Origin of the sequence: Deinococcus cellulosilyticus NBRC 106333 = KACC 11606, from assembly GCF_007990775.1 — a bacterium.
GTDB lineage: Bacteria > Deinococcota > Deinococci > Deinococcales > Deinococcaceae > Deinococcus_C > Deinococcus_C cellulosilyticus.
Genome location: NZ_BJXB01000012.1, coordinates 121,353 through 146,996 on the forward strand (window position 1 = coordinate 121,353; position 25,644 = coordinate 146,996).

20 protein-coding genes are annotated in these 25,644 nt (G+C 56.4%); 14 read left to right on the forward strand and 6 right to left on the reverse strand.

Features of this window, described 5'->3' with window-relative positions:
• Nucleotides 1-508 precede the first annotated feature (508 nt).
• From DC3_RS14220 to DC3_RS14260, 9 genes are all read left to right on the forward strand, one after another.
• The gene (locus DC3_RS14220) at nt 509-1,564 is read left to right on the forward strand and encodes a LacI family DNA-binding transcriptional regulator (protein ID WP_146885382.1); all 1,056 of its coding nucleotides are present in this window, start codon (nt 509-511) and stop codon (nt 1,562-1,564) included.
• Nucleotides 1,565-2,024: 460 nt separating this feature from the next.
• Entirely contained in the window at nt 2,025-4,280 is a 2,256-nt protein-coding gene (yicI, locus tag DC3_RS14225; protein WP_146885383.1) for an alpha-xylosidase, read from the forward strand.
• Between the two features lie 307 nt (nt 4,281-4,587).
• Nucleotides 4,588-5,526 (forward strand): ABC transporter permease, encoded by a 939-nt coding sequence (locus DC3_RS14230; protein WP_222594769.1) that lies wholly within the window; start codon nt 4,588-4,590, stop codon nt 5,524-5,526.
• Nucleotides 5,523-6,437 carry a carbohydrate ABC transporter permease gene (locus tag DC3_RS14235; RefSeq protein ID WP_146885387.1) on the forward strand — a complete coding sequence of 305 codons (915 nt, stop codon included), beginning with the start codon at nt 5,523-5,525 and terminating at the stop codon, nt 6,435-6,437. Before DC3_RS14230 ends, DC3_RS14235 begins: the two co-directional genes overlap by 4 nt.
• 75 nt (nt 6,438-6,512) lie before the next feature.
• The gene (locus DC3_RS14240) at nt 6,513-8,804 is read left to right on the forward strand and encodes a glycoside hydrolase family 95 protein (RefSeq protein ID WP_146885389.1); all 2,292 of its coding nucleotides are present in this window, start codon (nt 6,513-6,515) and stop codon (nt 8,802-8,804) included.
• Between the two features lie 68 nt (nt 8,805-8,872).
• Nucleotides 8,873-10,915: a beta-galactosidase gene (locus DC3_RS14245; RefSeq protein WP_146885391.1), complete on the forward strand. Its 2,043-nt coding sequence runs from the start codon at nt 8,873-8,875 to the stop codon at nt 10,913-10,915.
• 698 nt (nt 10,916-11,613) lie between these two features.
• On the forward strand, nt 11,614-13,830 hold the full coding sequence (locus tag DC3_RS14250; protein WP_186816041.1) for a diguanylate cyclase domain-containing protein: 2,217 nt from the start codon (nt 11,614-11,616) through the stop codon (nt 13,828-13,830).
• A gap of 142 nt (nt 13,831-13,972) precedes the next feature.
• On the forward strand, nt 13,973-14,560 hold the full coding sequence (locus tag DC3_RS14255) for a hypothetical protein (protein WP_146885395.1): 588 nt from the start codon (nt 13,973-13,975) through the stop codon (nt 14,558-14,560).
• Between the two features lie 111 nt (nt 14,561-14,671).
• Entirely contained in the window at nt 14,672-15,649 is a 978-nt protein-coding gene (locus DC3_RS14260; RefSeq protein ID WP_146885396.1) for an aldo/keto reductase, read from the forward strand.
• A 77-nt stretch (nt 15,650-15,726) separates the two neighbouring features.
• On the opposite strand, the gene DC3_RS14265 is transcribed toward DC3_RS14260, so the two are convergent.
• Nucleotides 15,727-15,975: a hypothetical protein gene (locus DC3_RS14265; protein WP_146885398.1), complete on the reverse strand. Its 249-nt coding sequence runs from the start codon at nt 15,973-15,975 to the stop codon at nt 15,727-15,729.
• Between the two features lie 150 nt (nt 15,976-16,125).
• On the opposite strand from DC3_RS14265, the gene DC3_RS14270 reads away from it, so the two are divergent.
• From DC3_RS14270 to DC3_RS14280, 3 genes are all read left to right on the forward strand, one after another.
• Nucleotides 16,126-16,947 carry an MmyB family transcriptional regulator gene (locus DC3_RS14270; protein ID WP_146885400.1) on the forward strand — a complete coding sequence of 274 codons (822 nt, stop codon included), beginning with the start codon at nt 16,126-16,128 and terminating at the stop codon, nt 16,945-16,947.
• A 45-nt stretch (nt 16,948-16,992) separates the two neighbouring features.
• Complete coding sequence (locus DC3_RS14275; protein WP_146885401.1) at nt 16,993-17,889, forward strand: alpha/beta fold hydrolase; 897 nt, start codon at nt 16,993-16,995, stop codon at nt 17,887-17,889.
• A gap of 104 nt (nt 17,890-17,993) precedes the next feature.
• Complete coding sequence (locus DC3_RS14280) at nt 17,994-19,277, forward strand: hypothetical protein (RefSeq protein WP_146885403.1); 1,284 nt, start codon at nt 17,994-17,996, stop codon at nt 19,275-19,277.
• 54 nt (nt 19,278-19,331) lie between these two features.
• On the opposite strand, the gene DC3_RS14285 is transcribed toward DC3_RS14280, so the two are convergent.
• From DC3_RS14285 to DC3_RS14295, 3 genes are all read right to left on the reverse strand, one after another.
• Nucleotides 19,332-20,618 carry a monooxygenase gene (locus DC3_RS14285; protein ID WP_146885405.1) on the reverse strand — a complete coding sequence of 429 codons (1,287 nt, stop codon included), beginning with the start codon at nt 20,616-20,618 and terminating at the stop codon, nt 19,332-19,334.
• A gap of 8 nt (nt 20,619-20,626) precedes the next feature.
• Nucleotides 20,627-20,980 carry a c-type cytochrome gene (locus tag DC3_RS14290; RefSeq protein ID WP_146885407.1) on the reverse strand — a complete coding sequence of 118 codons (354 nt, stop codon included), beginning with the start codon at nt 20,978-20,980 and terminating at the stop codon, nt 20,627-20,629.
• A 65-nt stretch (nt 20,981-21,045) separates the two neighbouring features.
• Nucleotides 21,046-21,903 carry a hypothetical protein gene (locus DC3_RS14295; RefSeq protein WP_146885408.1) on the reverse strand — a complete coding sequence of 286 codons (858 nt, stop codon included), beginning with the start codon at nt 21,901-21,903 and terminating at the stop codon, nt 21,046-21,048.
• 132 nt (nt 21,904-22,035) lie between these two features.
• Between DC3_RS14295 and DC3_RS14300 the strand changes: the two genes are divergently transcribed.
• Nucleotides 22,036-23,199, forward strand: a complete 1,164-nt coding sequence (locus DC3_RS14300; RefSeq protein WP_186816042.1) for a sensor histidine kinase — start codon at nt 22,036-22,038, stop codon at nt 23,197-23,199.
• Nucleotides 23,196-23,846, forward strand: coding sequence for a response regulator transcription factor (locus DC3_RS14305; protein ID WP_146885411.1), 651 nt, complete (start codon nt 23,196-23,198; stop codon nt 23,844-23,846). The genes DC3_RS14300 and DC3_RS14305 overlap by 4 nt, the downstream gene beginning before the upstream one ends.
• Before the next feature lie 2 nt (nt 23,847-23,848).
• Here the strand turns inward: DC3_RS14305 and DC3_RS14310 are convergent, their stop codons facing one another.
• Together DC3_RS14310 and glsA are read right to left on the reverse strand one after the other, a co-directional pair.
• A complete protein-coding gene (locus DC3_RS14310; protein WP_146885413.1) occupies nt 23,849-24,676 on the reverse strand; it encodes a hypothetical protein in 828 nt (275 codons plus the stop codon).
• On the reverse strand, nt 24,673-25,626 hold the full coding sequence (gene glsA, locus DC3_RS14315; RefSeq protein WP_222594770.1) for a glutaminase A: 954 nt from the start codon (nt 25,624-25,626) through the stop codon (nt 24,673-24,675). The genes DC3_RS14310 and glsA overlap by 4 nt, the downstream gene beginning before the upstream one ends.
• Between the last annotated feature and the right edge of the window lie 18 nt (nt 25,627-25,644).

Genomic DNA, 25,644 nt, shown 5'->3' on the forward strand with positions numbered 1-25,644 from the left:
GGCAACCACCCGGACCCATCCTCAAGAAACCGCAGATCAATAAACCAGTTCAATTTTGATTTCTGATCACGAGACACAGGTGGTCGTCTGGAAGGCATCAGGAGGTGTTCTGGACAGGATGTTTACTTCGTCTTTTTGAAAAGTGTTCCCCTTTCAGGGATCTTGCCTGTTGTGTCATCAAGACTTTCAGTTCAAATACCCTTCCTGCATGAGATCAGGGGCAGTAAAATCGCAGACTCTTTTTTGACAGATTTCACGTCTGGTCCATACGTGCAAACGTTTGCTCTACATCTGGCCCCGAAATGAGTTAAAGTGAAAATCAGTCCACATGGTTTGGTTTTTTGGTCACCTTGAACAGCCTTTCTGGCCCTCCACGGAAATCCACCCTGCTGCATTGCGGGTGTTCTCAGCCCTTTCAGTGCTCAGGCCTTCTTCGTTTCGATCCCACCGGATTCCAGGATGGTGTTTTGCAGGCACCTCCAGATCAACTGAAAGCAGGAAGTGAGTTATGACCAGAACACCAGGTAAAGCACCAGGCAAATATGCCACCATTCAGGATGTTGCTGCGCGCGCAGGGGTCTCACCGTCTACAGTTTCCTATGTGCTGAGCGGGAAACGCAGCATCAGTGAGAGCACCCGCCAGAAGGTGCTGCAGACCATCGAGGAGATGAACTACACCGCAAGCAGTCTGGGACAGCGCATGCGTCAGGGCAAAACCCAGAGCATTGGGGTGGCCAGTCCAGCCCTGAGGGCCAACGACTGGAGTCTCCCAGAGTTCTTCGGGTCCATTGCTGCGGCAGCAGGGGTGCATGATTACACAGCAGGGTTTTTTGTGGACCGCAGCCCCCAGCAGCTTGTGGAACTGGGCAAGAGCAGGTTTGTGGATGGGTTTCTTTTGATTGACACCACGGCAGAGGACCCCAGGGTGGAGGCCCTCAAGAAAAACCACATTCCCTTTGTGGTGATTGGTCGCGTGCAGGACAACACTGGCATCACATACGTGGATTTCGAGTTTGAAGAGTTGATGCAGGCTGCCTTCAAACATCTGGTGGAGCTCGGACACAAAAAGATCGCCTATCACCGCCTGCCTCCCCGCACAAAGCAGGACATCAACAACGGTTTTTACATTGAAGACAGCTACCGGCGGGCTTGCCAGGAGTTCAACATCGAGGTGGTCGAGCAGATCGTCCCAATGTACCGGGATGAGGCGTTCACAGCCACGCTGGATTTGCTGGACCGGCATCCTGATGTCACCGCCATCATTGCCCACAACCACATCGAGACCCTGCATGCCCTTCACGAGCGCCATGTGCGGGTGCCAGAAGAGGTTTCGGTCATTGGCATCACCACGGCAGTGGCTGCTGAGGGGTGCATTCCCCCTTTAACCAGTGTGGATGTGCCCATTTCCATCATGACCAAACTGGCGGTGGACCAGCTGATTCGCATCATTGGAGGGGAGGCCCCTCTGGACAATGTGATCATGCCTGCAAAGCTGATCCCCAGAAAAAGCACGTCGGCTCCGATGGAAAGCAAGCTCGGGAACGCCGAAGTCAAGGGTTTTTGAACTGCGTCTGACGCAGGGCGATCAGCATTCAGTCATCAGCTTTCAGCAAAAGATTCTTTGATGCTGTCGTGGCAGGCAAAGGAAGGGTCACGTTGTTCTGGAGAGCAAAGGACGTTTTCTAACTTCCTGGAGAACCACAGTTGTTTTTGTGCTGACCGCTGACGGCTGATGGCTGACAGCTTTCCCAGGCAACAATGCCCTTTGAAGCAACTTTGGACTCACGCTGGCACTGCTTACAGCCTCTTGACAATCGAATCGATTCGATATTACGATGGAACCAACCAAAAAACCGCAGGCAACACGCGAGGTGCGTCGAGCCAGGCCCTGATTTTGCTGCCCTGCTGGGCAAGGAGGCTTTCAACATCGAATCGATTCACCAAACCTGCTGGTCTGCAAGGTCCCCATACCCCTCTGCTTCCCGTGCTGTAAAGACCCCCTTTCTCCCTTCCACGAGGTCAAGATGAAGTTCACCGATGGAAACTGGCTGCTGCAGCCAGGGATCAAAGCCCATTACCCTGCCGAAGTCTTCGAGGCGGAAAACAAAGGGCAGGAGCTTGAACTGTACGCTCCCACCCGCCACATCCGTCACCGGGGGGACACCCTCGAAGGTCCTGTGCTGACCATCCGCCTGTCCTCTCCTATAGAAGACGTGATCCGGGTTCGCATCAGCCACTTTGAGGGGGTCAACAATCCAGGCCCTCACTTTCCCCTCTTTGCAGAGGACAGCGGTCCCACCATTGACCTGAACGGCCAGTTTGCCACCCTGACCGCAGGAAAACTGACCGCCCGGGTGAACCGCAAAAACTACGGAATTGAGTTTCTTGCCGATGGCAAAGTGGTGACCCGCAGCCCATCCCGGGGCACCGGATACATCAAGAGTGAAAAAGAGGGTGCTTTCGTTCATGAGCAGCTGACCCTGGGTGTGGGCGAACTGGTCTACGGCCTCGGTGAACGTTTCACCTCCTTCATCAAAAACGGCCAGACCGTGCAGATCTGGAACCGTGACGGGGGCACCGGAAGCGATCAGGCCTACAAAAACGTCCCGTTCTACCTGACCAACCACGGCTATGGTGTGTTTGTGAACCAGCCCGAGCAGGTGGACTTTGAGGTTGCCAGCGAGAAGGTTTCACGGGTGCAGTTCAGCGTTCCTAGTGAGAGCCTGGAATACTTCGTGATTTACGGCCCCAGCCCCAAAGAGATTCTGGAGAAATACACCCAGCTCACCGGCAAGCCTGCATTGCCTCCTGCATGGAGTTTCGGGCTGTGGCTCACCACCTCTTTCACCACCAGTTATGACGAGGGCACTGTCAACAGCTTCCTGGACGGCATGGCAGAGCGAGACCTGCCCCTGTCGGTGTTCCACTTTGACTGCTTCTGGATGCGGGCTTTCAGGTGGTGCGATTTCGAGTGGGACCCGGAAGTGTTCCCCGATCCCGAAGCCATGCTGCAACGCCTGCATGATCGGGGCCTGAAGGTCTGCGTGTGGATCAACCCCTACATTGCCCAGCGCTCTCCCCTCTTTGCTGAGGCCGCCAGCAAGGGTTATCTGCTGAAACGCAAAGATGGCAGCGTGTGGCAGTGGGACCTCTGGCAACCGGGCATGGGCATTGTGGATTTCACCAACCCAGAAGCCTGCCTGTGGTTTGCAGCCCACATGAAGCGCCTGACCCGCATGGGCGTGGACAGCTTCAAAACCGATTTCGGTGAGCGCATTCCCACCGAGGATGTCGCCTGGTTTGATGGCAGTGATCCCGAGAAGATGCACAACTTCTACCCCTACCTGTACAACAGGGTCGTTTTTGAGGCCCTGCAGGAGGAAACCGGAGAGGCGGCACTCTTCGCCCGGTCTGCAACTGCCGGATGCCAGCAGTTCCCGGTGCACTGGGGCGGCGACTGCGACTCGACCTTTGAAAGCATGGCCGAGAGCCTGCGTGGCGGCCTGTCCCTGACCCTTTCTGGCTTCGGATTCTGGAGCCATGACATTGGCGGATTTGAAGGCATGCCGCCGGCTGAACTGTACAAACGCTGGATTGCCTTTGGCCTGATGAGCTCCCACAGCCGTCTGCACGGGTCCACGAGTTACCGGGTGCCCTGGCTCTTTGATGATGAAGCGGTGGATGTGCTGCGCCACTTTTCCAGCCTGAAAAACCGCCTGATGCCCTACCTGTTCCAGGAGGCCGTGCACACCCACAAAACCGGCATCCCCATGATGCGGGCCATGATGCTGGAATTCCCTCAAGATCCAGCCTGCCACACACTCGACAGGCAGTACATGCTGGGCTCTTCCCTGCTGGTGGCTCCGGTCTTCAACCCTGACAGCGTTGCCGAATACTACGTCCCTGAAGGGATCTGGACGGATCTCTTCACCGGAAGAACAGTGCAGGGGGGTCGCTGGGTGCGTGAGCAGCATGACTTCATGAGCATGCCTCTGCTGGTGAAACCTGGAACCCTTCTGGCCTCTGGCAGCGTTGAAACCCGTGCCGACTATGACTTTGGCGATGAGGCTGTGCTCACCATCTACCAGCTTGATGATGGTCAATCTGCCAGTGCCACTGTGCCCACCCTGTCTGGTGAGGTGGACTACACCATCACCGTTACCCGTGAAGGGGACGCTTACCGGGTCAAGCACACTGGAAACGTGCGCCCCTACACCCTGAAGGTCGCTGGAAGCGATCAACCTGTAAGGGTCCTCACCACTGAAGCTGTTCCCGTCTGACCGATCAGGTGGGCTGGACTTTCCCAGCCCACCTTCTGTTGTTGCAGGTGGTTGGGTGTCTTCTGTCCCTCAAAAACCGAAATCGTTTTGCGACGGAAAGATGACAAAAATGAGTTCCAGAGGCGGTTGTGAGCGCGAACATACAGCATTGCCACAATTGACAATCGAACCGTTTCGATAGTATCCTTTGGACAGACTCAACAAACACAAAACGGCCAGAGATTTCACGCTGGGCCAGAAAAGTGGGCCAACCTGACTGCCCCTGGACAGCCCTTTCACCCCTGAACAAGGAGGCAGGAAAATGCAGATGGAACGCACCATCCCCGCCGAAAAGAAAGTCAAAAAAGGTCTCTGGCGCACCCTTGTTGATCAGAAGTACCTGCTCTTCATGAGCGTCCCCTTCGCCATTCTGGTCTTCATTTTCAGTTACATCCCCATCTGGGGCTGGACCATGGCCTTTCAAAAATACCGTCCGTCCAGGAGTTTCTTTGAACAGGAATGGGTGGGTTTTGACAACTTCGTCAAGATGTTTCAGGACCCCAACTTCTACCTGGCCCTGAAAAACACCCTGGGGATGAGCATTCTTGGGCTTCTGATCGGATTCACCATGCCCATCATTTTCGCCCTGATGCTCAACGAGCTCAGAAACGGAATGTTCAAACGCTTTGTGCAGACTGTTTCTTACCTCCCCCACTTCGTGAGCTGGGTGGTGGTGTCAGGTCTGGTGTACAAAATGCTCTCCACAGACGATGGTCCAGTCAACCAGCTGATTGCCATGTTCGGATACGAAAAAGTGCAGTTCATGGCCAAGAGCGAATACTTCTGGCTGATCGTGGTGCTCGCAGACCTCTGGAAAGAACTCGGCTGGAACACCATCATCTACCTGTCTGCCATCACGGCCATCGACCACAGCCTGTATGAAGCCGCCAAAGTCGATGGAGCAAACCGCTGGCAACTGATGCGGCACGTGACCCTGCCTGGAATTTCCAGCGTCATCATCATCCTGCTGGTGCTGTCCATCGGGCACCTGATCGCCATCGGGTATGAAAAACAGATGCTGCTTGGCAACCCCCTGGTCAGTGATGCCAGTCAGGTGCTGGACCTCTACGCCCTGAAATACGGCATCGGGCAGAACAACTTCTCCTTCGGAACTGCCATTGCCGTGGTCAACAGTGTGGTGGGTGTGTTGCTGCTCTTCACCGCCAACGGCTTCTTCAAGAAACGCACAGGAGAAAGCGTCATATGAGCCACTCCCCTTACCGAAACGGTTTCCAGAAACCTTCCATCTCTGACCGCATCATCGACATTGCCATTGTCATCGTGATGGTTCTTGTGGTGATCGTGACCCTCTACCCCTTTCTGAACGTGCTGGCCGTGAGCTTCAACTCCTCTTCGGACACCGTGAAGGGTGGCGTGACCATCTTCCCCAGGGAATTCACCCTGGACAACTACAAGACCATCTTTTCCTTTGGGACCATTCCACATGCCTTTTTCATCAGTGTGGCCCGCACCGTGCTCGGAACCATCTTGAGCCTCTTTGCCTGCTCCATGGTGGCTTACGTGCTCTCCCGCAAGGATTTTGTGTTCCGTCACTTCCTCTCCCGCTACCTCGCCATCACCATGTACATCTCTGGTGGTCTGGTGCCTTTCTTCATCCTGATCCGGGACCTGCAACTGATGAACACCTTCACGGTGTACATCCTGCCCGGCATCGTCAACGTTTTCTTCATCTTCATGATCCGTTCCTTCATTGACGGCCTGCCCTACGAACTTCAGGAATCTGCCAAGCTGGACGGAGCCAATGATTTCACCATCTTCTGGCGGGTGATCCTGCCGCTGTGCAAGCCTGTTCTTGCCACTGCAGCCCTCTTCATTGCGGTGGGCCAGTGGAACTCCTGGTTCGACACCTACCTGTTCAACGGCTCCAACCCAGACCTTTCAACCTTGCAATTCGAGCTGATGAAAATCCTGCAGTCCACCCAGACCGGACAGGATGCCGTGAACAGCAACGACATGGCGCGCAACATGCAACAGGTGAGCCCCGAATCCATCAAGATGGCCATCACCATGGTCACCACCCTGCCGATTCTGCTGGTGTACCCCTTCCTGCAACGCTACTTCGTCGCTGGCATGACACTGGGTGCCGTCAAAGGCTGAAGTCCAGGCTCCCTCCACCTGATCGTTTCACTCGCAAAGGTCCCCCCATTCAGGGGGGTTTTTCCAGAGGTTTAAATGTCAACGCGACTCCATTACACACAACCTGCAAGCTGCTGGAATGAAGCCCTCCCCATCGGCAATGGACGGCTGGGAGGAATGGTTCACGGTGGCATCCAGGCAGAACGCATTGACCTGAACGAATGCACCCTCTGGTCCGGTTTCCCCAGAGACGACATCAACTACGATGCCCGAAGGCACCTCAAAAAAGTTCGGGAATTGCTCGCCAGTGGAGAGCACTGGGAGGCCCAGCAGCACATTGAACGCCACATGCTGGGAAGGTCTCCAGAGGCGTATCAACCCCTTGGAGCCCTGCACATTCGTTCGAGCAGTGAAGCAGAAACAGCAGCCTACCAGAGGGTCCTTTCACTGGACACGGGCCTGCACACTGTGCAGTACCAGCTTGAAGGGACAATGGAACTTCGAGAGGCCTTTGTCAGTCACCCGGATCAGATCCTGGCTTTCCGATGGATGGCAGAAGAAGGGGATTTGCCAGACCTGCAACTCACCCTGGAAACCCCCCATCCTCATACCGTGCAGGCGGAAGGATCTTCCCTGCTTCTGAAGGGCCAGTTGCCGAGCCGGGTGGTGGACAATTATTTCCAGGACCATCCCGCACCTGTGCTGTACGAGAATGAACTGGGTTTGAGGTTTTGCTGCCTGATGCAGGTGCAGGCTGAAGGGGGAGCCGTTGTCCCCTCTGGCGAGGGTCTGATGATTCGGGGGGCCAGAAGTTTCACCCTGCTGCTCACAGCGGCATCCAACCATCAGGGCTGGAAAGTCATGCCTGATCCTGAAGATCCACGTCCTGAAGCAAAATGCAGAGGGATTCTGGAAAGGGCCGCTCAAAAAACCTGGGATGAACTGAAAGCACGTCATGTGCAGGACCACCAGAACCTGTCTGGTCGGGTCACCCTGGATTTGAAAACCGCCAAAAGCAGAAGTGAAATTCCCACCGACCAGCGTCTGGTGGAGTACAGATCAGGACAGCCTGATCCTGAACTGGAAGCCCTGTATTTTCAGTATGGACGTTACCTGCTGATCGCCAGTTCCCGGGAAGGGGGAGAACCTGCGAACCTGCAGGGCATCTGGAACCCTCATGTGACCCCGCCCTGGTGCAGCGACTACACCATCAACATCAACACCCAGATGAACTACTGGATGGCGGAAAGTTGCAACCTCAGTGCGTGTGCGCTGCCGCTCTTTGACTTGCTGGCCGACCTGTCTGAGGCTGGAAAGCGCACTGCACGCATTCACTATGGGGCCAGAGGCTGGGCGGCCCACCACAACACCGACCTCTGGCGCATGACCACCCCCACCAATGGAAACGCAACCTGGGCTTTCTGGCCGATGGGGGGCGCATGGCTTTCCCGTCACCTGTGGGAACACTTTCTGTTCACCCGTGATGAAGCCTTCCTGCGAAACCGTGCCCTGCATGTGATTGCCGGAGCCAGCCGTTTCCTGCTGGACTGGATGGTGGAACAACAGGATGGGATGCTGGGCACCTCGCCTTCCACCAGTCCAGAGAACCTGTTCCTGGATGAAGAAGGCAACCGTTGCGCGGTCAGCCAATCCACAGCCATGGATCTGGGCATCATCAGGGATGTCCTTTCCTTCACACTGCAGGCCTGCGAACTGCTGGACACAGAACCTGAACTTCAAACCGAGATCCGCCATGCCCTTCCTCGACTTGCCCCTTTCAGGGTGGGTTCAAGGGGTCAGGTGCTGGAATGGGACCAGGAGTTTAAAGAGGCAGAAAAAGGCCACCGTCACATGTCACACCTTTATGGCCTGCATCCTGCGGATCTCTTTGATGAGACCCTCAAAAATGCAGCCCGTGTGACCCTCTCAGAGCGCATGGCGCATGGCAGTGGTCACACCGGATGGAGTGCTGCCTGGACCGCGAACCTATACGCCAGACTGCAGGACAGCGAAAAAGCCTACGGCATGCTGCACAAACTGCTGACACATTCCACCCTCCCCAACCTGCTCGATGACCACCCTCCTTTCCAGATCGATGGCAATTTCGGAGGGGCTGCAGCCATCGCAGAAATGCTGCTGCAAAGTCACGGAGGGGTCATTCACCTGCTGCCTGCCCTCCCTGCCAACTGGCCGTCTGGCCAGGTCAGGGGCCTGAAAGCGCGTGGAGGTTTCACAGTCAGCCTGAGCTGGGAAAATGGAGCACTGACTTCTGCAGAAATCGAATCCAGCTTTCCGTGTACAGCACAGGTGCGTTACGGGCACACCATTCGGGACCTGAGCTGGAAGGCTGGAGAGCAAAAAAGTTTACAGTTCACCGTTTACAGTTGACTGTCTCACAAGCCTTTTCTGTGAACTGTCGCCTGTAAACTGTCCACTTCTTCAAAAGGAGAACCCACATGATTGACCTCGGCATGAAAAAAATCCCTTACGGCGGCGACTGGAACCCTGAACAGTGGGAGCGCGAAATCTGGGACCAGGACATCGAGATGTTCAAAGAGGCCGGGATTGACCTCCTGACCATCAATGTGTTTGCCTGGACCCGACTGCAACCCAGCGAGGAGACCTACGATTTTTCGCTGCTGGATGAAATGCTGGCCCTGCTCAAAGCGAATGGCATGCTGGCCTGCATGGCCACGTCCACGGCTGCTCACCCGGCCTGGATGGCAACAAAATACCCGGACATCCTGCGGGTGGATTTTCAGGGACGCAAACGCAAGTATGGAGACCGACACAACTCCTGCCCCTCCAGTCCCACTTACCGCCACTTTGCCCCCAGACTGGCCGAAGAACTTGCAAAACGCTACAAAGACGAGGACACCATTGCCCTGTGGCATGTTTCCAATGAGTACACCGGGATCTGCTACTGCGAGAACTGCGAAAAGTCCTTCAGGGCCTGGCTGAAAAACCGCTACCAGACCCTGGACGCCCTGAACCAGGCCTGGAACACCACCTTCTGGAGCCAGACCCTCACCGACTGGGATGAGATTGTGGTGCCGAACCAGCTCACGGTGCAGTGGGCTGAACGTGGCATGTGCCAGCAGGGCCTGGTGCTGGATTACACCCGCTTCAACTCGGACAACCACCTGGAGTGTTACACCCTGGAACATGAGGCCATCCGAAAACACATCCCAGATGCTGTCATCACCACCAACCTGATGGGGGCTTACAAACAGTACAATTACCGCGACTGGGCGAAAAAGATGGACGTGGTGAGCTGGGACTGTTACCCCTCCCCCACCCAGCCTTACTCCCACACGTCGCTGATCCATGACCTGATGCGTGGCATCAAGGACGGGCAGCCTTTCCTCTTGATGGAGCAGACCCCGAGCCAGACCAACTGGCAACCTTACAACTGGGTGAAACGCCCCGGGCAGATGCGTCTGGGAAGTTATCAGGCGGTGGCGCACGGTGCGGATTCGGTGCTGTTCTTTCAGATGCGCCAGTCTGTTGGAGCCTGTGAGAAATTCCACGGGGCAGTGATTGACCACACGGGCCGAAACGACACCCGTGTCTTCAGGGAAGTGGCAGCTCTGGGAGCAGAGTTGCAGAAACTGGGTCCTGATCTGATTGGTTCAACCCTGGACAGCGAGGTGGCCCTGTGGTTCGACTGGGACAGCTGGTGGGCCTCAGAAAATTCTGCCGGTCCCAGTGTGGACCTGCATTACATGAATCAGGTCTCCCGGTATTACAGTGCCTTCAACCGGGCTGGAATTCAGGTGGATGTGGTGGGTCCGGGTTCAGACCTTTCAAAATACCGTCTGCTGGTGACTCCGGTGATGTACCTGCTGCACCCTGAGGATGTGGAGGCTGTGACCTCCTTCGTGCAAAACGGTGGAACGCTGGTCAGCAGTTTCCTGACCGGAGTGGCAGATGCCAGTGACCGCGTGTTCAGAGGGGGTGCCCCTGGTCCTCTGCGAGAGGTGTTCGGGCTGTGGAGTGAGGAAATCGACGCCCTGCCTCCTGGGCAGAAAAACAGCATCGTGATGCAGGCTGATCTGGGCGGTTTATCTGGAACCTATGAATGCAACCTGCTTTTTGACCTGTTGCGCCTGGGTGGTGCAGAGGTGCTGGCCACTTACGGCTCTGATTTCTATGCAGGCCATCCTGCCCTCACCCGCAACCTTTATGGCAAGGGCACAGCCTATTACGTGGCGACCAGTCCTGAAGAGGCTTTTCTGCAAGGTCTGGTGCACCACCTCTGTCAGGAAGCCCACTTGAAGCCTGTCCTCGAAAACCTGCCGACGGGTGTGGAAGCCACCCGTCGCAGCAAGGGAGGTCGGGACTTCCTGTTCCTGCTCAACCACAATGCAGCAGAAGTTGAAGTCAACCTCGGCAGCAGGAGCCTTCAAAACCTGCTGAACGATCAGCACCTTTCTGGCACCCTCACCCTGAAGCCCCGCGATGTGATTGTGGCTGAAGAGGTTCCTGTTCTGGCCTGAGCAGGGTCAGCAGTGTGGTGCCCAGTTTTTTCAGACCCCCTGACCTCAATGGATCAGGGGGTCTGTTTGGTGGTCTGTACAGCAAGCAAACCAGAACCGTCATCCATCACATGGGCAATCAGAGACGGAACACCAAAATTCTCTTCCAGGTCAAGGAAAAAGCCGAATCCTGAAACCAATGCTTCACAGACGGCTGGTCCTCATGCTGAAGCCAGCATCAATGCCGACATCCCTGTGCCTGAACACAACTGCAGGTGTCAAAGGGAGAGGTGCACTGGTCCAGAAACAGTCCTTTGTGATTTCAACCCATCTCCTGCCCTTCTGACCAGAAAACACCCAGCCCGCTCCATGCAGCCAACCAGGACAACCCCTACCGCACCTGCCACATTCACTGGTCATCTTTCTCTTTGATCAGGCCCTCTGGACCCCCCTGAGGGCACTGGTTTTGAATGGCCTGTGGAGCAGTTTCTTTTCAGGTCCCAGCAGAATGTTCTGGCTCAGAACTTGGTCAGGGAAACCTCTTACCTGCCTTTCTGAGATCTGTCATTTCGTGCCCAATGGTTTATTCTGAAGATCAGACCTCCTGCTCTGATGGCCCACAATCTGGAACCTCACACCCATAAATGAGGACAGAAGATGCGATTTCACAAGCTCCTTGCATTCCCATTCCTTCCCATCCACAGGGAGAAAGGCCACCCATGACCCGCAAGGTTGCTGTGCTGATGGAGTACTTCCATCCTTATCACACCACCATCCTGGCTGGCATTCGCTCCCAGCTGGACCAGGAGGGGATGGTTTGCACGGCGGTGATCGGGCGTTTTTTGAATGCCCCATCTGCCAATTTCAGGCAGGCCAATCAGGTGTATGGTCTGGTGCAACCAGAAGAATACGATGGCCTGATCGTCTTTGCCATGTCGATGGGGGTTCACTGTACGGACGGTGATTTGCAGGAATTCGTCCACCGTTTCCGCCCGATGCCGACGGTGTGCCTGGGCCGAACCGTTGAGGGTGCCCCCAGCGTGCTGATCGACAACCGTTCAGGGATGGAGGCCCTGCTGGACCATCTGGTGTTGAACCGTGGCTTCAGAAGTTTTGTGTTTGTGCGGGGCATTCGAGGGCTTCTCGATTCCGATGTGCGGGAAGGCATTTTCAGGGAAAAAATGCAGCAATATGGGCTCGATGTTCCAGAGCATCACTATCTGACCGGGAATTTTGCCTTCCATGACACCCAGGTGGCCCTGGAGCAACTGCTGAAAATCACCCGGGATTTTGATGTGGTGGTGTGCGCCAACGACGAAATGGCCCAGGCGGCCATTGACACCCTCAGTCGCAATGGCTTGATCGTTCCAGATCAGGTGGCGGTCACGGGTTTTGACGACAGCGAGGAGTTTCAGCATGTGGTACCGGCCCTCACCACCGTCAGACAATCCTTCTTTGAACAGGGCAGGCAGGCGGTTCGCACCCTGATGAAGGTCATGCAGGGGCCCCAGGACGAAACTGTGGTCCATGTTCCCTGTGAACTGGTCATCCGGGAGTCGTGCGGCAACTCTGCAATTCAGGGGCAGGATCTGGTGGCTGGAAAGACCTTTTCGCCGGTCAATGGCCCTGAGCTGCAACAGCGGGCACTTGAGCAGTTGCATCTGTCTCTGCAGGAAAATCGGGCCAGCAGCTTCCTGAAATTCTGGCGAAAAATGCTGCTGGGAAGGCCACAGCTGGATGAGGAGTTCATGTTCTGGCAACACCTGCTGGGTCAGACGTTTCAGCACATGGAAATGAACCGGGATCGCGAAACCCTGGTGAAACTGTCCGACCTGAAAGAAGAGTCGCACCACATCCTTTCGAGTGCCCTGCAGATGCTGCACTCAAGGCGCAGGGTGCGGTCCATTGCGGTCTCCATGTCCATCCCCACACTCTTCAAAGCCCCCACCTGGACCGATCTGCTGTTCGAAATTCACCGTCACCTGACCGACCTGGACATCCAGAAATTCCTGCTGGTTCTGCGCACCCCTCAAGGCCATGCCCAGGTGGCCCTCTATGAAGGTTTTGATGAACCACTGGATGCGGCTCCTTTTGTCCCTTCCATGCTGCTTCCACCGTCCATGCAGTCCCTGCTGGAGCAGGACCATCTGGTGGTCACCCCTCTTTTTGATGCAGAAGGGTTCATGGGGCATCTGGTGTACCAGCCTCCCAGTTTTCTGTTTTTCGATGAGGCTTCTCTGGCGAACACCCTCAGCAGTGCCTTGCAACAGTACAGGCAACAGCAGATGCTCAAGGCTTATACCGAGAACCTGGAGCAACAGGTGCAGCTTCGCACCCGTGAACTGCAAGCAGAGATTCAGGAGCGCCGCAGGGCACAGGAGGCCCTGCAGGAAGCCAACGCCGAGCTGCAACGCTCTGCCTTTCTGGATGGGCTCACCCAGATTTACAACCGGACCGCCTTCAATGACCGCCTTCGGCAGTTCTGGAGCGCCCACACCCGCAATGGGAAACCTCTGGGTTTGATCCTGTGTGATGTGGACTTCTTCAAGAAGTACAACGACCATTACGGGCACCTGCAAGGGGATGCCTGTCTGCGGGCAGTGGCAGAGGTGCTTGCCACTGCAGTGCGCAAGCATGATTTTCCGGCCAGATATGGTGGTGAGGAATTTGCCATTCTTCTCCCAGAGACCGATCTTGCAGGTGCTTTGCGGGTCGCTGAGCGGGTTCAACAGTTGCTCCAGCAACGTCACCTTCCGCACCTGCACTCGGAGGTGTCTGCTCAGGTGACCCTGAGCATGGGGGTGGCCTGCGTGCATCCACCCCAGCAGGAAGAGGTTTCCTCACTGGTGCAGCAGGCAGACCTGAGGCTGTACCAGGCCAAACGGTCAGGCCGCAATCGGGTGGCGTGGGAAGAGCAGCAGAATCCTTCCAGTTGAAACAGCCAGCACTGTCAGGTTGGCGCCATCCCTGTCTTTTTCTGGGTGGCCTGCTTCTCAAACCGCAAACAGGCCAGTGCATCATTTCGTAAGCGATGTTGTTGTAACCACCCGCAGACGACAGCATCCTGCAGAAATCGATTTGATCGAATCCATTTGCGATCAGGTGGCGGGATCTCCTCTGGCAATACAGTCTGCTGCCACATGGAGCCGGGGGCACTCCCTCTCGGCCATTCAGCTCAAACTGGAAGCGGGTTTTGAGTGCTCTGACCATCCAGTTTCTGCCGATCTCAGGGATGTGTTTGTGAACACCTGCAAGATGCTGGCTGCAGAAACCCGCACAGTGTTGCCTGGACTCGCTGCCCTCAGGGGGAAATTTGACCTGCGACTGGCCCAGCACGCAACAGGGGCAGAGCCACGACACCTGCTTGAGCTGCATGATCATGCCTTGCTCCTTTTAGCAGATGATCCAGGAAATTTTGTGCTGCATCCTCTGATACAGCCCTTTGCACTGGAACAATTGAAACAACACCATCAGGATTTCCTGCAGGTCCAGGACCACTTGCTCCAAAAGCTCGGGACCGCTCCAGCGGTGAATTGGTGGAGTGCTTTGCGGTCAGGATGCCAGCCAGCCCCATCTGATCGCAAATCCTGGAGCTTTGATGCTCTGGAAGGCACAGCTTCCAAAAGACATTTTGAGGAGGAAAAAGGTCGGAGCGTGAGCTGCTGAAATCAAGTCCATCTGCAAACTTCCTGAAAACCTGCAGAAATAGAGAAGGTTGTCGCTGAAATTCACAAAGCGACAAAAAAACATCGGGTATAACAGGTCAGGAGGTACAACATGATCAAGCGCACTTTGGGCCGCACCGGCCTGCAAGTCACAGAAATTGGATACGGGGCCTGGGGCATCGGTCAGAGCATGTGGATTGGTGCCGAAGACGATGAAAGCCTGAAAGCCCTGCGCCGTTTTGTGGAGCTGGGCGGCAACTTCATTGACACCGCTCTGGGCTACGGGAACGGACACAGTGAGGAACTGGTCGGTCAGGTGATCCGGGAGTTCCCGCATGTGCTGGTCGCCACCAAGATTCCTCCCAAAAACATGATCTGGCCTGCACCCAGAGGCATTCCAGCCAGTGATGCATTTCCTGCAGAGCATGTGATTCAGTGCACCGAGCAGAGCCTGAAAAACCTCGGGCTGCCCCACATCGACGTGCAGCAGTTTCACGTCTGGGACGACAGCTGGACCGACCAGGGCGACTGGAAAGATGCCATTGACCAGCTCAAGAAAGACGGCAAAATCCGTCACTTTGGCATTTCCATCAACGACCACCAGCCTGAAAACGCCATTCGCCTGATTGAATCGGGTGCGGTGGACAGTGTGCAGGTGATTTACAACGTCTTTGATCAGGGACCGCAGGACCGTCTGCTGGACGCCTGCCTGGAGCACAACGTCGGGGTGATTGTGCGGGTGGCCCTGGACGAAGGGGGACTGACGGGCAAAATCACCCCTGAAACCCAGTTCCCTGAAGGAGACTGGAGACACCGTTACTTTGGTGGGAACCGCAAAGCAGAGTTGCAGGAGCACCTGCAGGCCATTGAGAAGGATCTGGGCATCAACACAGACCAGCTTCCCGAAACAGCTTTGCGCTTTGTGCTGTCCCACAAGGCTGTCTCGACAGTGATTGTGGGCATGCGCAGTGTGCGCAATGTGGAACGCAATGTTGCCCTCGCAGATGGCAATGGCCTCCCTGCAGAACAGGTTCAGAAGCTTTACAACCACCGCTGGGACCGCAACTGGTACCAGGCTGCTGAAGAATAAAAACCTGCATTTCCAAAGCCTCTGTTTTGCAGCACAGAGGCTTTTTGCTTAGAGGCAATTCGGTTTGAGAAGCTGCATCATTCACATGTGTATTGACCGCGAAGCTCCTCTGGCAGCCGGTTGACCCCTGCCCTGCAGTCCAGCAGAACATTGCCTTCACTGTCCTTGATCACATGGTTGATGGTTTTGAGCTGGGTTCTTGAAGCTGTCCCCTCCCTCACATGGCGGTCCAGGTCTTCAGGCATGGGCCGATGGGTGAGGGAACGCACGGCCACACCTGCAACCACGAGCACCAGCAGTCCGCCTGCAATCAGAAGTCCCTTCATGTCCTGATGGTGCAGTGTCTTCATGAGGATCTGGGGCAAAGTCTTGCTGGGGAAAACCTGTAGATGCTTCGATTCTTCACCCTTGAGCGATGTCACACATGATCTCTCTGTGGGCAGTGAGGTACACTGAGCCCATTCACAAGGAGCAACATGACCTTACTGACCCAGGTGACCCCCGAATGCAGGCCTTTTGCCGAAACCTGCGAGGACCTGCTGAAACGCAGGCAGTCCGGGGTGACCCACCTGTTCAAAACCTGGACCCGCGATGAGGTGTGCGATCTGGTGTACAGCTCTTACAAGGCCATGTTGCGTGGCGGGGTGCGGCATCCTCCCAGACGCAACCAGGTGCTGGATCTGGCAGATTATTTTGAGTGCACCCTGGCAGAACGCAACAGCCTGCTGGTCTCTGCTGGATACGCTCCTCTGAACCTGTACCTGACCGGACCTGAGCTTGCAGAGGCCCTGCAGGTGGGCATGGACACCCTGAACCTGCTGCCTTTCCCTTCGGTGCTGATCACCCGTGACTGGAGCATCCACGCGGTCAATGCGGCTGTTCTGGAGATGTTTCAGGTTGAGGCAGAGGTGTTCCATGCCCTGCCAGAGCACGCCCGTCACCTGTTGCATCTGGCCTTTGATCCAGGCCTGCCGCTGTACCACAAGCTTTCTGGAGGAACCCAGGGCTGGTGGGATCTGGTGGTGCGGGATGTGTTGACCTTCCGGCGAGAAAACCAGTTTGCAACGCAGGAGCCCTGGTTTCAGGCGCGACTCTCCAGCCTGCTGCAACTGCCCGGATTTCCACCAGCCTGGAAACAGGCTGGGCAGGACCACCACGATCTGGAGCTCAGTGCTCTGCACCGCATGGATTTTCAGATGGACACCGGAGAGATTCTTCCTCTGCGCCTCACCTACACCCTGCTGGGAGAACTGGACTACCCGAGGATCATGAGCTACATCCCGATGCAGGTCAAGTAAAAATTTTTCTGGTGTTTGCAGGGTGGCGTGCTGCACACTGTCAGCATGAACATTTTGAAGACTCTGGACCTCAGGCAGGGTCCGGTGCAGTACTCTGACACCGGCAGTGGAGAACCCATCCTTTTTCTTCATGGGGCGATGTTGAGTGCCCGCCTCTGGAGGAACATCATCCCGAAACTCGAAAGACATTACCGCTGCATTGCTCCCACCTTGCCAATGGGAGGCCACACCCTGCCCATGCCTGAAAGTGCAGACCTGAGCCCTCAGGGTCAGGTTCAGGTGATCATGGAACTGATGGACCGCCTGCAGTTGCCGGAGGTGACGGTGGTGGCCAACGACACTGGAGGGGCACTGGCCCAGTTTCTGATGAACCGCTGTCCGGAGCGCCTGAAGAAGGTGGTGCTGACCAACTGTGATGCGTTTGAAATCTTTCCCCCTCGCCAGTTTCAGTACCTGGTGACCTGCATGAAATGGCCTCCTTTTGTGGACCTGATGGCCCTCAATCTGCGCATTCCTTTCGCTCGCAACCTGCCTTTTACGCTGGGCGACATGAGTGTGAAACCTCTGGAAATCATGGATGAGTACCTGCAACCCCTGCTGAACCAGAAAGCCATCCGCAGGGACTTGAGAAAACTGTTCATCGGCATCCACCCCAGGGACACCCAGAAGGCCGCCGAAGGGCTTCCTCGATTCCAGAAACCCGTGCTGGTGGTGTGGGGTAAAAAAGACCGCCTGTTCCCCCAGGAACTTGGCCGCAGACTGGCCGCCGCCCTCCCGAAATCTCAGTTGATCTGGCTGGAAAACAGCAAAACCCTGGTCCCCGAAGACCAGCCTGAATTGCTGACAGAGCTGGTGCACCTGTTCATGGAGGACCGCCCCCTCCCTTCAGGGTCAGTTCAGAGTGGGACCCGATCTGAGAGGACTTATCGCAGGAACGCTTGAATACGCCCCTTTGAGATTTCAAGTGCCCATTACGCACTAAGCATAATCCCCTAGGCCACAACATCCCGAGATTTTTGCTGCAACTTCTGTTAGCATGTGGCGTGATGAAATTGTTACATTTAAAACTGCTCACAACCACACTCCTCCTGTCTTCTGCTGCCAGTGCCGCAACCCTGGACAGCCTGCTCAAAGACCTGAAAAGCCCTGAGCAGACCACCAGACAGAATGCTCTGGACGAACTTTCAGAGCTGTCCGAAGAGGGCTTCACAGAGAAAGAAGGCCTGAAAATTCTGGATGCTGCAGCAGGAAAATATGCAGCCAACGGAGAGTACAGCATCAATGCCGAACTCGTCTCTTTCCTGCGTGAAAAACCCAGCCCGAAACTGATTCAGCCTCTTGTGGCCCTGTTCCCGAAGCTGGATGCAGACGCCAAATGGTACGCTCTGGATGTCCTGGCCTACATGGAAGGCAGCAAAGACGCCCTGAAAACCTATCTGGGTCTGGTGGGCAAACATTCCGCCACACTGGATGGCCTTCCGGTCAGCGCCCTGAAAGAGCAGAAGGATGCGGTCAAAATCCTTTTTCCGACGCTCTTTCAATACACCAGAAACCCGAAACTTCAATATGACATTTATGATCTGGCCCTGGAGTACGTGTATGAAGACTGGATGTCCATTGCTGACCTGCGCCGTGCAGAAGCAGGCATCCTCAACGATTACCGGACCCTGGCCACCCGTCTGAACCCCGCCCAGCAAACCACAGGCATTGCCTGGAGGTGGCAAGAGCCTTACCTGGACGACCGTTACCTTGGGGGCCTGATGCTGGACCTGATTGGCTTCCTGAACACCAGAAACGCAAACCAGGTGTTGCAAGACGCTCTGAAATTCAATGATCCCTACCTGCAGGGCTGGGCAGTCATCTCCCTGGCTTACAACGACCAGAAAATCCCTGCAGAGGCCGTGAAGCAGGTGGCCGCCAGCAACGAAATGCGCTGGACCCTCTACGACTACCTGCAGGACGCCGAACATCTGGACCTTTTTCCCGCCGAGTACCGCAACCAGCAGGACATGGGAGCCTCCGATCTGGTCAATGTCCTGATCGACTCCGATGAACTGGGCTACGAACCAGAAAGTGTGGAGTTTGTGCAGAAGTTCACCCGACAAGAGGGAAGCAGCCTGTACGACTACTACCTGTACAAATTCACCGACCACGAGGGCACAGCCTACGCAGGTCTGGCAGGCCCTTACTCCCCTGCCAGGGTGGTGACGATTGAGGGTGGAGATGACACCAGCACCCTCTTCACCAGATGGGAGGAGAAGAGCCCCGAAGCGCACTATCAGGCCATCCTGGATGACCTGTACGGCGAATCCGAAGACGATCTGGAATGAATTGAGGCACCCTGCAGAATCCCCTGCAGGGTGCTTTTCTTTTACAGGTACGGATCACTGGGTAGACCGCAATGTCAGGCTCCCCAGGCACATTTCATCTTCTGTGCCCTCTCCCCACACCACGTATTTTGGGTTTTGTGCCCTGGAAGCATCCCACACACATTCAATGCGAACCGTGTCTCCTTTTTTCAGGGGAATGGGGTTCTGGTACCAGTAATCGCCCTGCCAGTGGAAATCCCAGTGGGGGATCTCCAGCAAAGTCATTTCATGCGGAGTGTCGGGATTCAGGACAAGACTTGCACGGGCACCGAGCGTGTGCATGTGCAAAATGGCTCCGACGGCCAGAGCATCCTGCTGCACGGGATAATCGCATGAGCTGGTGGCCTGACGGGGGTCCTTATCCCGGTAATCTTCCAGCGTCTTTCCGCAGACTGCCAGGAGTCCCACGGGTCTGGCTTCCGCAACAGGGCCATCCAGCTTCTTGCTGGCTTCAATGGCCTGATCCCTGCTGCACAGGGGGGTCTGAGCGTCACCCATGCAGGGAATTTCCACTGGAGCCGCCATCACCATGCCTTTCAGAGGGTCAAGTGTGCTTCCCTCAGGTGCGAGTTGCAACTTCAGGGTGGACTGGTCGGGCTCCAGACCCATGTGGGTGTTGTAGTGAACCTGCATGACCACCAGTGATCCTGCAGGAAACCGCCTGCCTGAGCCTTCAGGGAACAGGGTGGCCTGACTTCCAGGTGTCCAGCTTCCCAGCCCCATCGAACCCAGTTGCTGCGCTGGAGAGCTGTTCTTCAGACCTTCTGGAGTCATGCCTGTGGACTTCATGGCCTGGAGGAGCTGCATGGGATTTCCTCCCAGTTGCTGGTAGGTCTGCAAGGTGTTCAGGGGGTCACCATTCCCTGTGCGGAAAGCACGGAAGGCAAGATTCAGGTCCACTCCGCTGTCTCTCAGGCCCAGGAGCACCGCAGCTCCTTTTGCACCACCTGTACCCACTCCAGCCCCTCCGAAACAGGTCCATCCCGGACGGCCATCCTGTCCATCTTTTGCCAGAACCTGATCCCGCTGTTCTTTCGGGACCATCGACAGGATCACGTGATGCACCTCCTGCAGGTTTCCGGGGACCACCTGATACCCGGTGATGTACCGGTCGGTGGTCAGACCAGGGTCCAGCACAAAACAACGGTAATCGTCGGTGTAGGCACTGTCTGGGGTGTAAGGATGGGCCATTTTGAGGTCCAGATCAGGATGAAACCCTGAAGGTGCAGCTGCACTGTGGGCATGCTGGGCCAGCACCATCCCCGACATCAGAATGCCCAGAACAAAACACAGTCTTTTCATGCTCTGCCTCATTTCTCAGGTGCTCCGGCAGCGGCCCAGAGGGCCAGGGTCTGGATCTCATGGTCGGTCAATTTTCGTTCGTTTTTCAGTGGAGGGGTTTTGCCTCCCGGCATCCACGGTGGCATGATCTTCTCGGTGGTCACGTAAGCAATCAGGTCTGCCCGTGATGCTGCTGCCTGAAAGGACTCCAGGCTGAAGGGAGCAATTCCCCCTGTGCTGTGGCAGGCCACACAGTGCTTCTGCAAGATGGGCTGGGTGTCTTTCTGGTAGGTGGGTCTGGGGGTGAGGGTTTCTGTTTCGGTGAACACCGCTCCTGCGGCACAGGACAGCGAAACAAAAACCAGCAACATGCGCCAGGACATGAAAACCTCCTGTAAAAACAACAGAGGGCCGAATCCTGTTCAGCCCTCTCGATTGAAGATGGATTTCAGGGCACTGCAAAGAATTTGATGCTGGGCTCTGTGCCGCAGGCACCGAAGGTGACGTTCAGGTACCCTTTTGGACCGCTGCCCGTCAAAGTGGCTTTCAACTGACCTCCAACGATTTTCAATGCAGAGGCGCAGCCAGGGTCAAACTGGAGGGGATTCACGGTGGTCACGTTCAGGTCGGTGTTCAGGTCACCCTGGGTCCAGGAGGCATTCCCGGAGACTTCCAGCGTGCCTGCAGGCAGGGATTTTGCTGTGATGGTGCCCGCCGTGGCCTGAAACGCGACCTGCAGCTTGTTCTTCAGGGTTCCAGCCGTCTGGCTGCTGACCTGCCGCACCACCGTCATGTCGTTGCCCACGCTGATTGCGGTGGTGGTGCCTGATGCCGTGCGCGTCCCATTTCTGCTTTCATAGAGCACATTGTTGCCACTGGCATCCTTCTGGGAGAAAGTCAGGCTGGTGGCCGTGACCTTTGCACCCTGGGCAGGAGCGGTCTGGGTGTCCTCAAATTTGAGGGTTCCCTGCACGGAATTGCTCCCTGCCGGTCCAGACTTCTGGCAATTGTAAGTGTAGGTCACGGTGTCTGGCAGGCCATCTCCATCTGCATCCGCAGTGGGGTCAGGTGAGGCAGTCACGCACTCTGGCTTGCCTGTGGCCTGTGCATTCACTGCAGAAAATCCAGCGGCGAAATCGGTGTCTGTCAGGGCAGCGGTGAGGTTCTGCAGTTCACTGGACAGCACACTGCCCAGACTGCTGGCCTGCAGGGCAGTGAGCCCCTCACCTGGGGTTGGGCCTTTGCTGCAGGAAACAAGAGAGAGGGCGCTGGTCACGATCAAAAGTCCAAATCTGGCATCCTTCATGGCTTTCTCCTCTGCGACTGGAACGGGGATGTGTTCATGATGCGCCTTTCTTTCTGGCAAGAGGAGGGCCATCGGTGGGTGGTACCAATGGCCCTAACGGAAACTGTCAGATTTGCGCAAATATACTGGGATATGGCCGTTTCCACACCCCTTTCTGTGGTCAGGCAGCTTCTGCTGTTCACATTTGTGGTTTCCGCCCTTTTTCGCACAGCATATGCGGTGCGTTACATGCACATCCTGCCTGCACTAGAGTTGACTGTGGACGCTCTGGTGGTGGGAGGAATTCTGCTCTTTTTCCATGCCCTGAGCAGGAACCGTCTGCTGGTGGCAACGCTGGCCCTGCTGGCACAATTTGCCGCAGTGCTGTTGATTGCCCAGGTTTCTGCTGCCCTGCTTGCACCTGCAGTCATCACCGGAGGGATCATCCTGCAGTTGCGGTTTCTGCTGCCTCTGCAGGTGGTGTTGCCCCTGGGGTGGCTCCTGGCGGTGCCCATCTCCATGCATTCGGTGATGGTGGGGGTGCGTGCACCCGTGGAACTCGGGCTGTGGCAGTGGTGGGTGGTGTGGTCGGTGGCGTTCACTCTGTCCTTGCTGGCCGCAGACGCCCTGATCCGGGAGGCCCAGGCCAGAGAGGAACTGGCCCTGGCCCATGAACAGCTCAGTGCCTACCTTCCGGTGGTCGCCCAGCATGCAAGGCTGCAGGAGCGCACCCGACTGGCCCGTGACATGCACGATGCTGTGGGGCATCAACTGGTGGCCTTGCAGATGCGCCTGAGCCTCTGTGACACCCTGTTCGACGACCATCTGGAACAGGCCAGAACCGAGTTGCAAAAAGCCAGGGACCTCACCCGTGAAGTGCTCTCCGAAACCCGCAGGGCTGTGACGGCCCTGCGTCCCCTTGCTGTGGAAGAAAAAGGGCTGGTGAACGCCCTGCACGATCTGCAGCAGCAACTTCCCACCCTCAGACTGCATGTGAAAGTTCAGGGCCAGGAGAAGCAGTCCACCGAGGCCGAACAGGATCTGGCCTACCGTCTGGTGCAGGAAGCCCTCACCAACACCAGCAAACATGCAGCACAGGCCCAGAATGCTTACATCGAGCTGGTCTGGCTGGATGGAGGCATGCGGCTCCAGGTCGAGGATGATGGAAGCTGCCCGGAACAGCTGCAGTTTGGTTTTGGCCTGCAACACCTGCAAAGACGCGTGCTGGAAATGGATGGGACATTTCAGGCAGGTCGAGGTGTTCGGGGAGGCTTTCAGGTCCAGGCCCTCATTCCTTTTCAGGAGGTCCCTCTATGAATCCCATCCGTGTGCTCATCACCGACGACCAGGCCCTGATGCGGGAAGGTCTGGCCCTCCTGCTGTCCCGCAACACCGAACTGCAGGTGGTGGGGCTTGCTGGACATGGCAAAGAGGCCCTGGAATTGACCGAAACCCTGCACCCGGACGTGGTGCTGATGGATGTGCGAATGCCGGTCATGGATGGCATCACTGCCACACGCGAACTGCTGCGAAAGCATCCCAACCTGAAGGTCATTTTGCTCACCACCTTCGATGACGACACGGCCATTGTGGAAGGGGCACGCGCAGGTGCACACGCCTACCTGCTCAAGGACGCCGATCCTGCAGCTGTGGCACAGGCAGTCACTGCAGTGATGAGTGGAGAGCAGCGGTTTTACGTTCCAGTGGCCAGTTCCACCGAGCGCATTGTGGCCCAGCGCCTGTCCATGCCAAAGGATGTCGAAGCCCTGTCTCCCAGAGAAAAGGACGTGCTGAACCTGATGGCTGCAGGACTGGAGAACAAACGCATCGCGAAAGCGCTGAACCTCTCGGAATCGACGGTCAAGAATTACGTGTCCACCATTCTGGCAAAGCTTGGAGTGACAGACCGCACCAAGGCCGTCCTGAAGGCTGTGGCCCTGGGATGGCTCGCTGCACCCCGCTGAATTCAGAAGTGCAGGGGCAAAACCTCCACATGCACAATGTCTCTGGCAGCAATCCCTGTGCCCTGCCCGTCAAAACAGAGGTTGCTCTGGGCGGGGGTTTCCAGCTGGTGCAGGTGCCGATAGCAGTAATACAGTGCCCTGTTCCAGGCTGCCTGCGGGGTTCCTCTGGTCCTGAATTTGACGATGCACGGGTGGGTGTTCTGGCGGTACAGGGTGAGAAGGTCCATCCCGAACGTGCCATGAAAGCAGCGGCAGATGTCCAGAACGGTTTCAGGCGCATCCAGATAATCCTGGTTGCCCAGCAGGTGGGCCTGAAAAGCAGCTTCCTGGATGAGCATTCCATGTGGCCCCCACTGGGTGGGATCTGCAAGCTTGCTGTCATAGAGCCAGCGAAGGCGGTGGTTCCCAAGGTTCTCCCGAAAACGGACCCAATCCTGCAGGGAGATGTAGGGTCTGGCGCATTCCCAGAGGGTGTCCCACATGCCCGGGAGGGCTTTTTGAAAGTTGAGCAGTCCCAGGCGGAACACCCGGGGGTCTCGCACGCGGGTCAGGTGGAACCAGCAGGTGCCCACACCTTCGGGCCTCAGGGGATACAGGCGTTTCATTTCTCGCCACAGCACGTCATCTGCTGGCCCGAGTTGCATGTTTTTTCTGGAGTGCAACTTGCGGGGAGGCAAAGACAGCAGAAGGTCCTGCAAAATGGCTTCTGGGACCTGCAATCCACTGGACAGGGTGGTGAAGGTGCTGTCCAGGGTGGTGCAATCCAGCAGGTACCTGGTTCGGGTTCCGGTGGGGGCATGAAGGCTCTGTGACCGTTCCAGCAGGGTCATCTCAGCACCCCTGATGCAGAAAAGAGGTGCAGTCCGAGGCGTTCAGCGATCCTCTGGCAGGCCAGCACACCCCTGTGGCTGTGCCCGTGGGCATCCAGCTTTGCAGAATAAATGGCAATGCCCATCTGGCCAGGAGCCACGGCCATCAGGCCGCCACTCACCCCGCTTTTTGCAGGAAGCCCAACCCTGAACCCCCAGTCTCCTGCGCTGTTGTACATGCCACAGCTGTACATGACGCTGAGGACCGCACGCACCACTGCAGGATCAAAAATGCGTTGCCCTGAGAGAGGATGCACCCCTCCACTGGCAAGGGTGGCAGCCATCATGGAAAGGTCTGCACATGTGACCTCCAGGGCACACTGCTGCAGGTAAAGCTGCAACGTTTTTTCCGGGTCCTGGTCCAACATGTTGAGGTTGCGCATCAGATAGACAATGGCCCGGTTGCGGTGCGCTGTGGAATTCTCGGATTGCAGCACATTCAGGTTGATCCGGGGGGGCTTTCCTGTCAGGTCCTGCAACAGGTCCAGCAGGCGCTCAAATGCTTTTTCCTGATGTTTGCCCAGAAGCAGGCTGCTGACGACCAGCGCACCTGCATTGATCATCGGATTGTCCGGCACCGAGCGGCCCTCATCCAGTCGAATGGAGTTGAAGGGGTTGCCACTGGGCTCCACATTCACGTGCTGTAGGACCTCCGCGCAACCGATGTCCTGCAAAGCCAGGGCATAACTGAAAGGCTTGGACACCGATTGCAGGGTAAAAGGGACATCCACATCTCCTGCCTGGAATGTCCTTCCATTTTTCGTGGTGATGCTGATGGCAAAGGTGTGCGGATCTGAAGTGGCGAGTTCAGGGATGTAATGGGCCACATCTCCAGTGAGGTCAGAGGCCAGGGTCTGGTGGAGCTCGTCCAGAAAAGCTTGAAGTTCAGGCAGTGGGTCAGGTTCAGTCATGGTTTTTTCGGCAATATT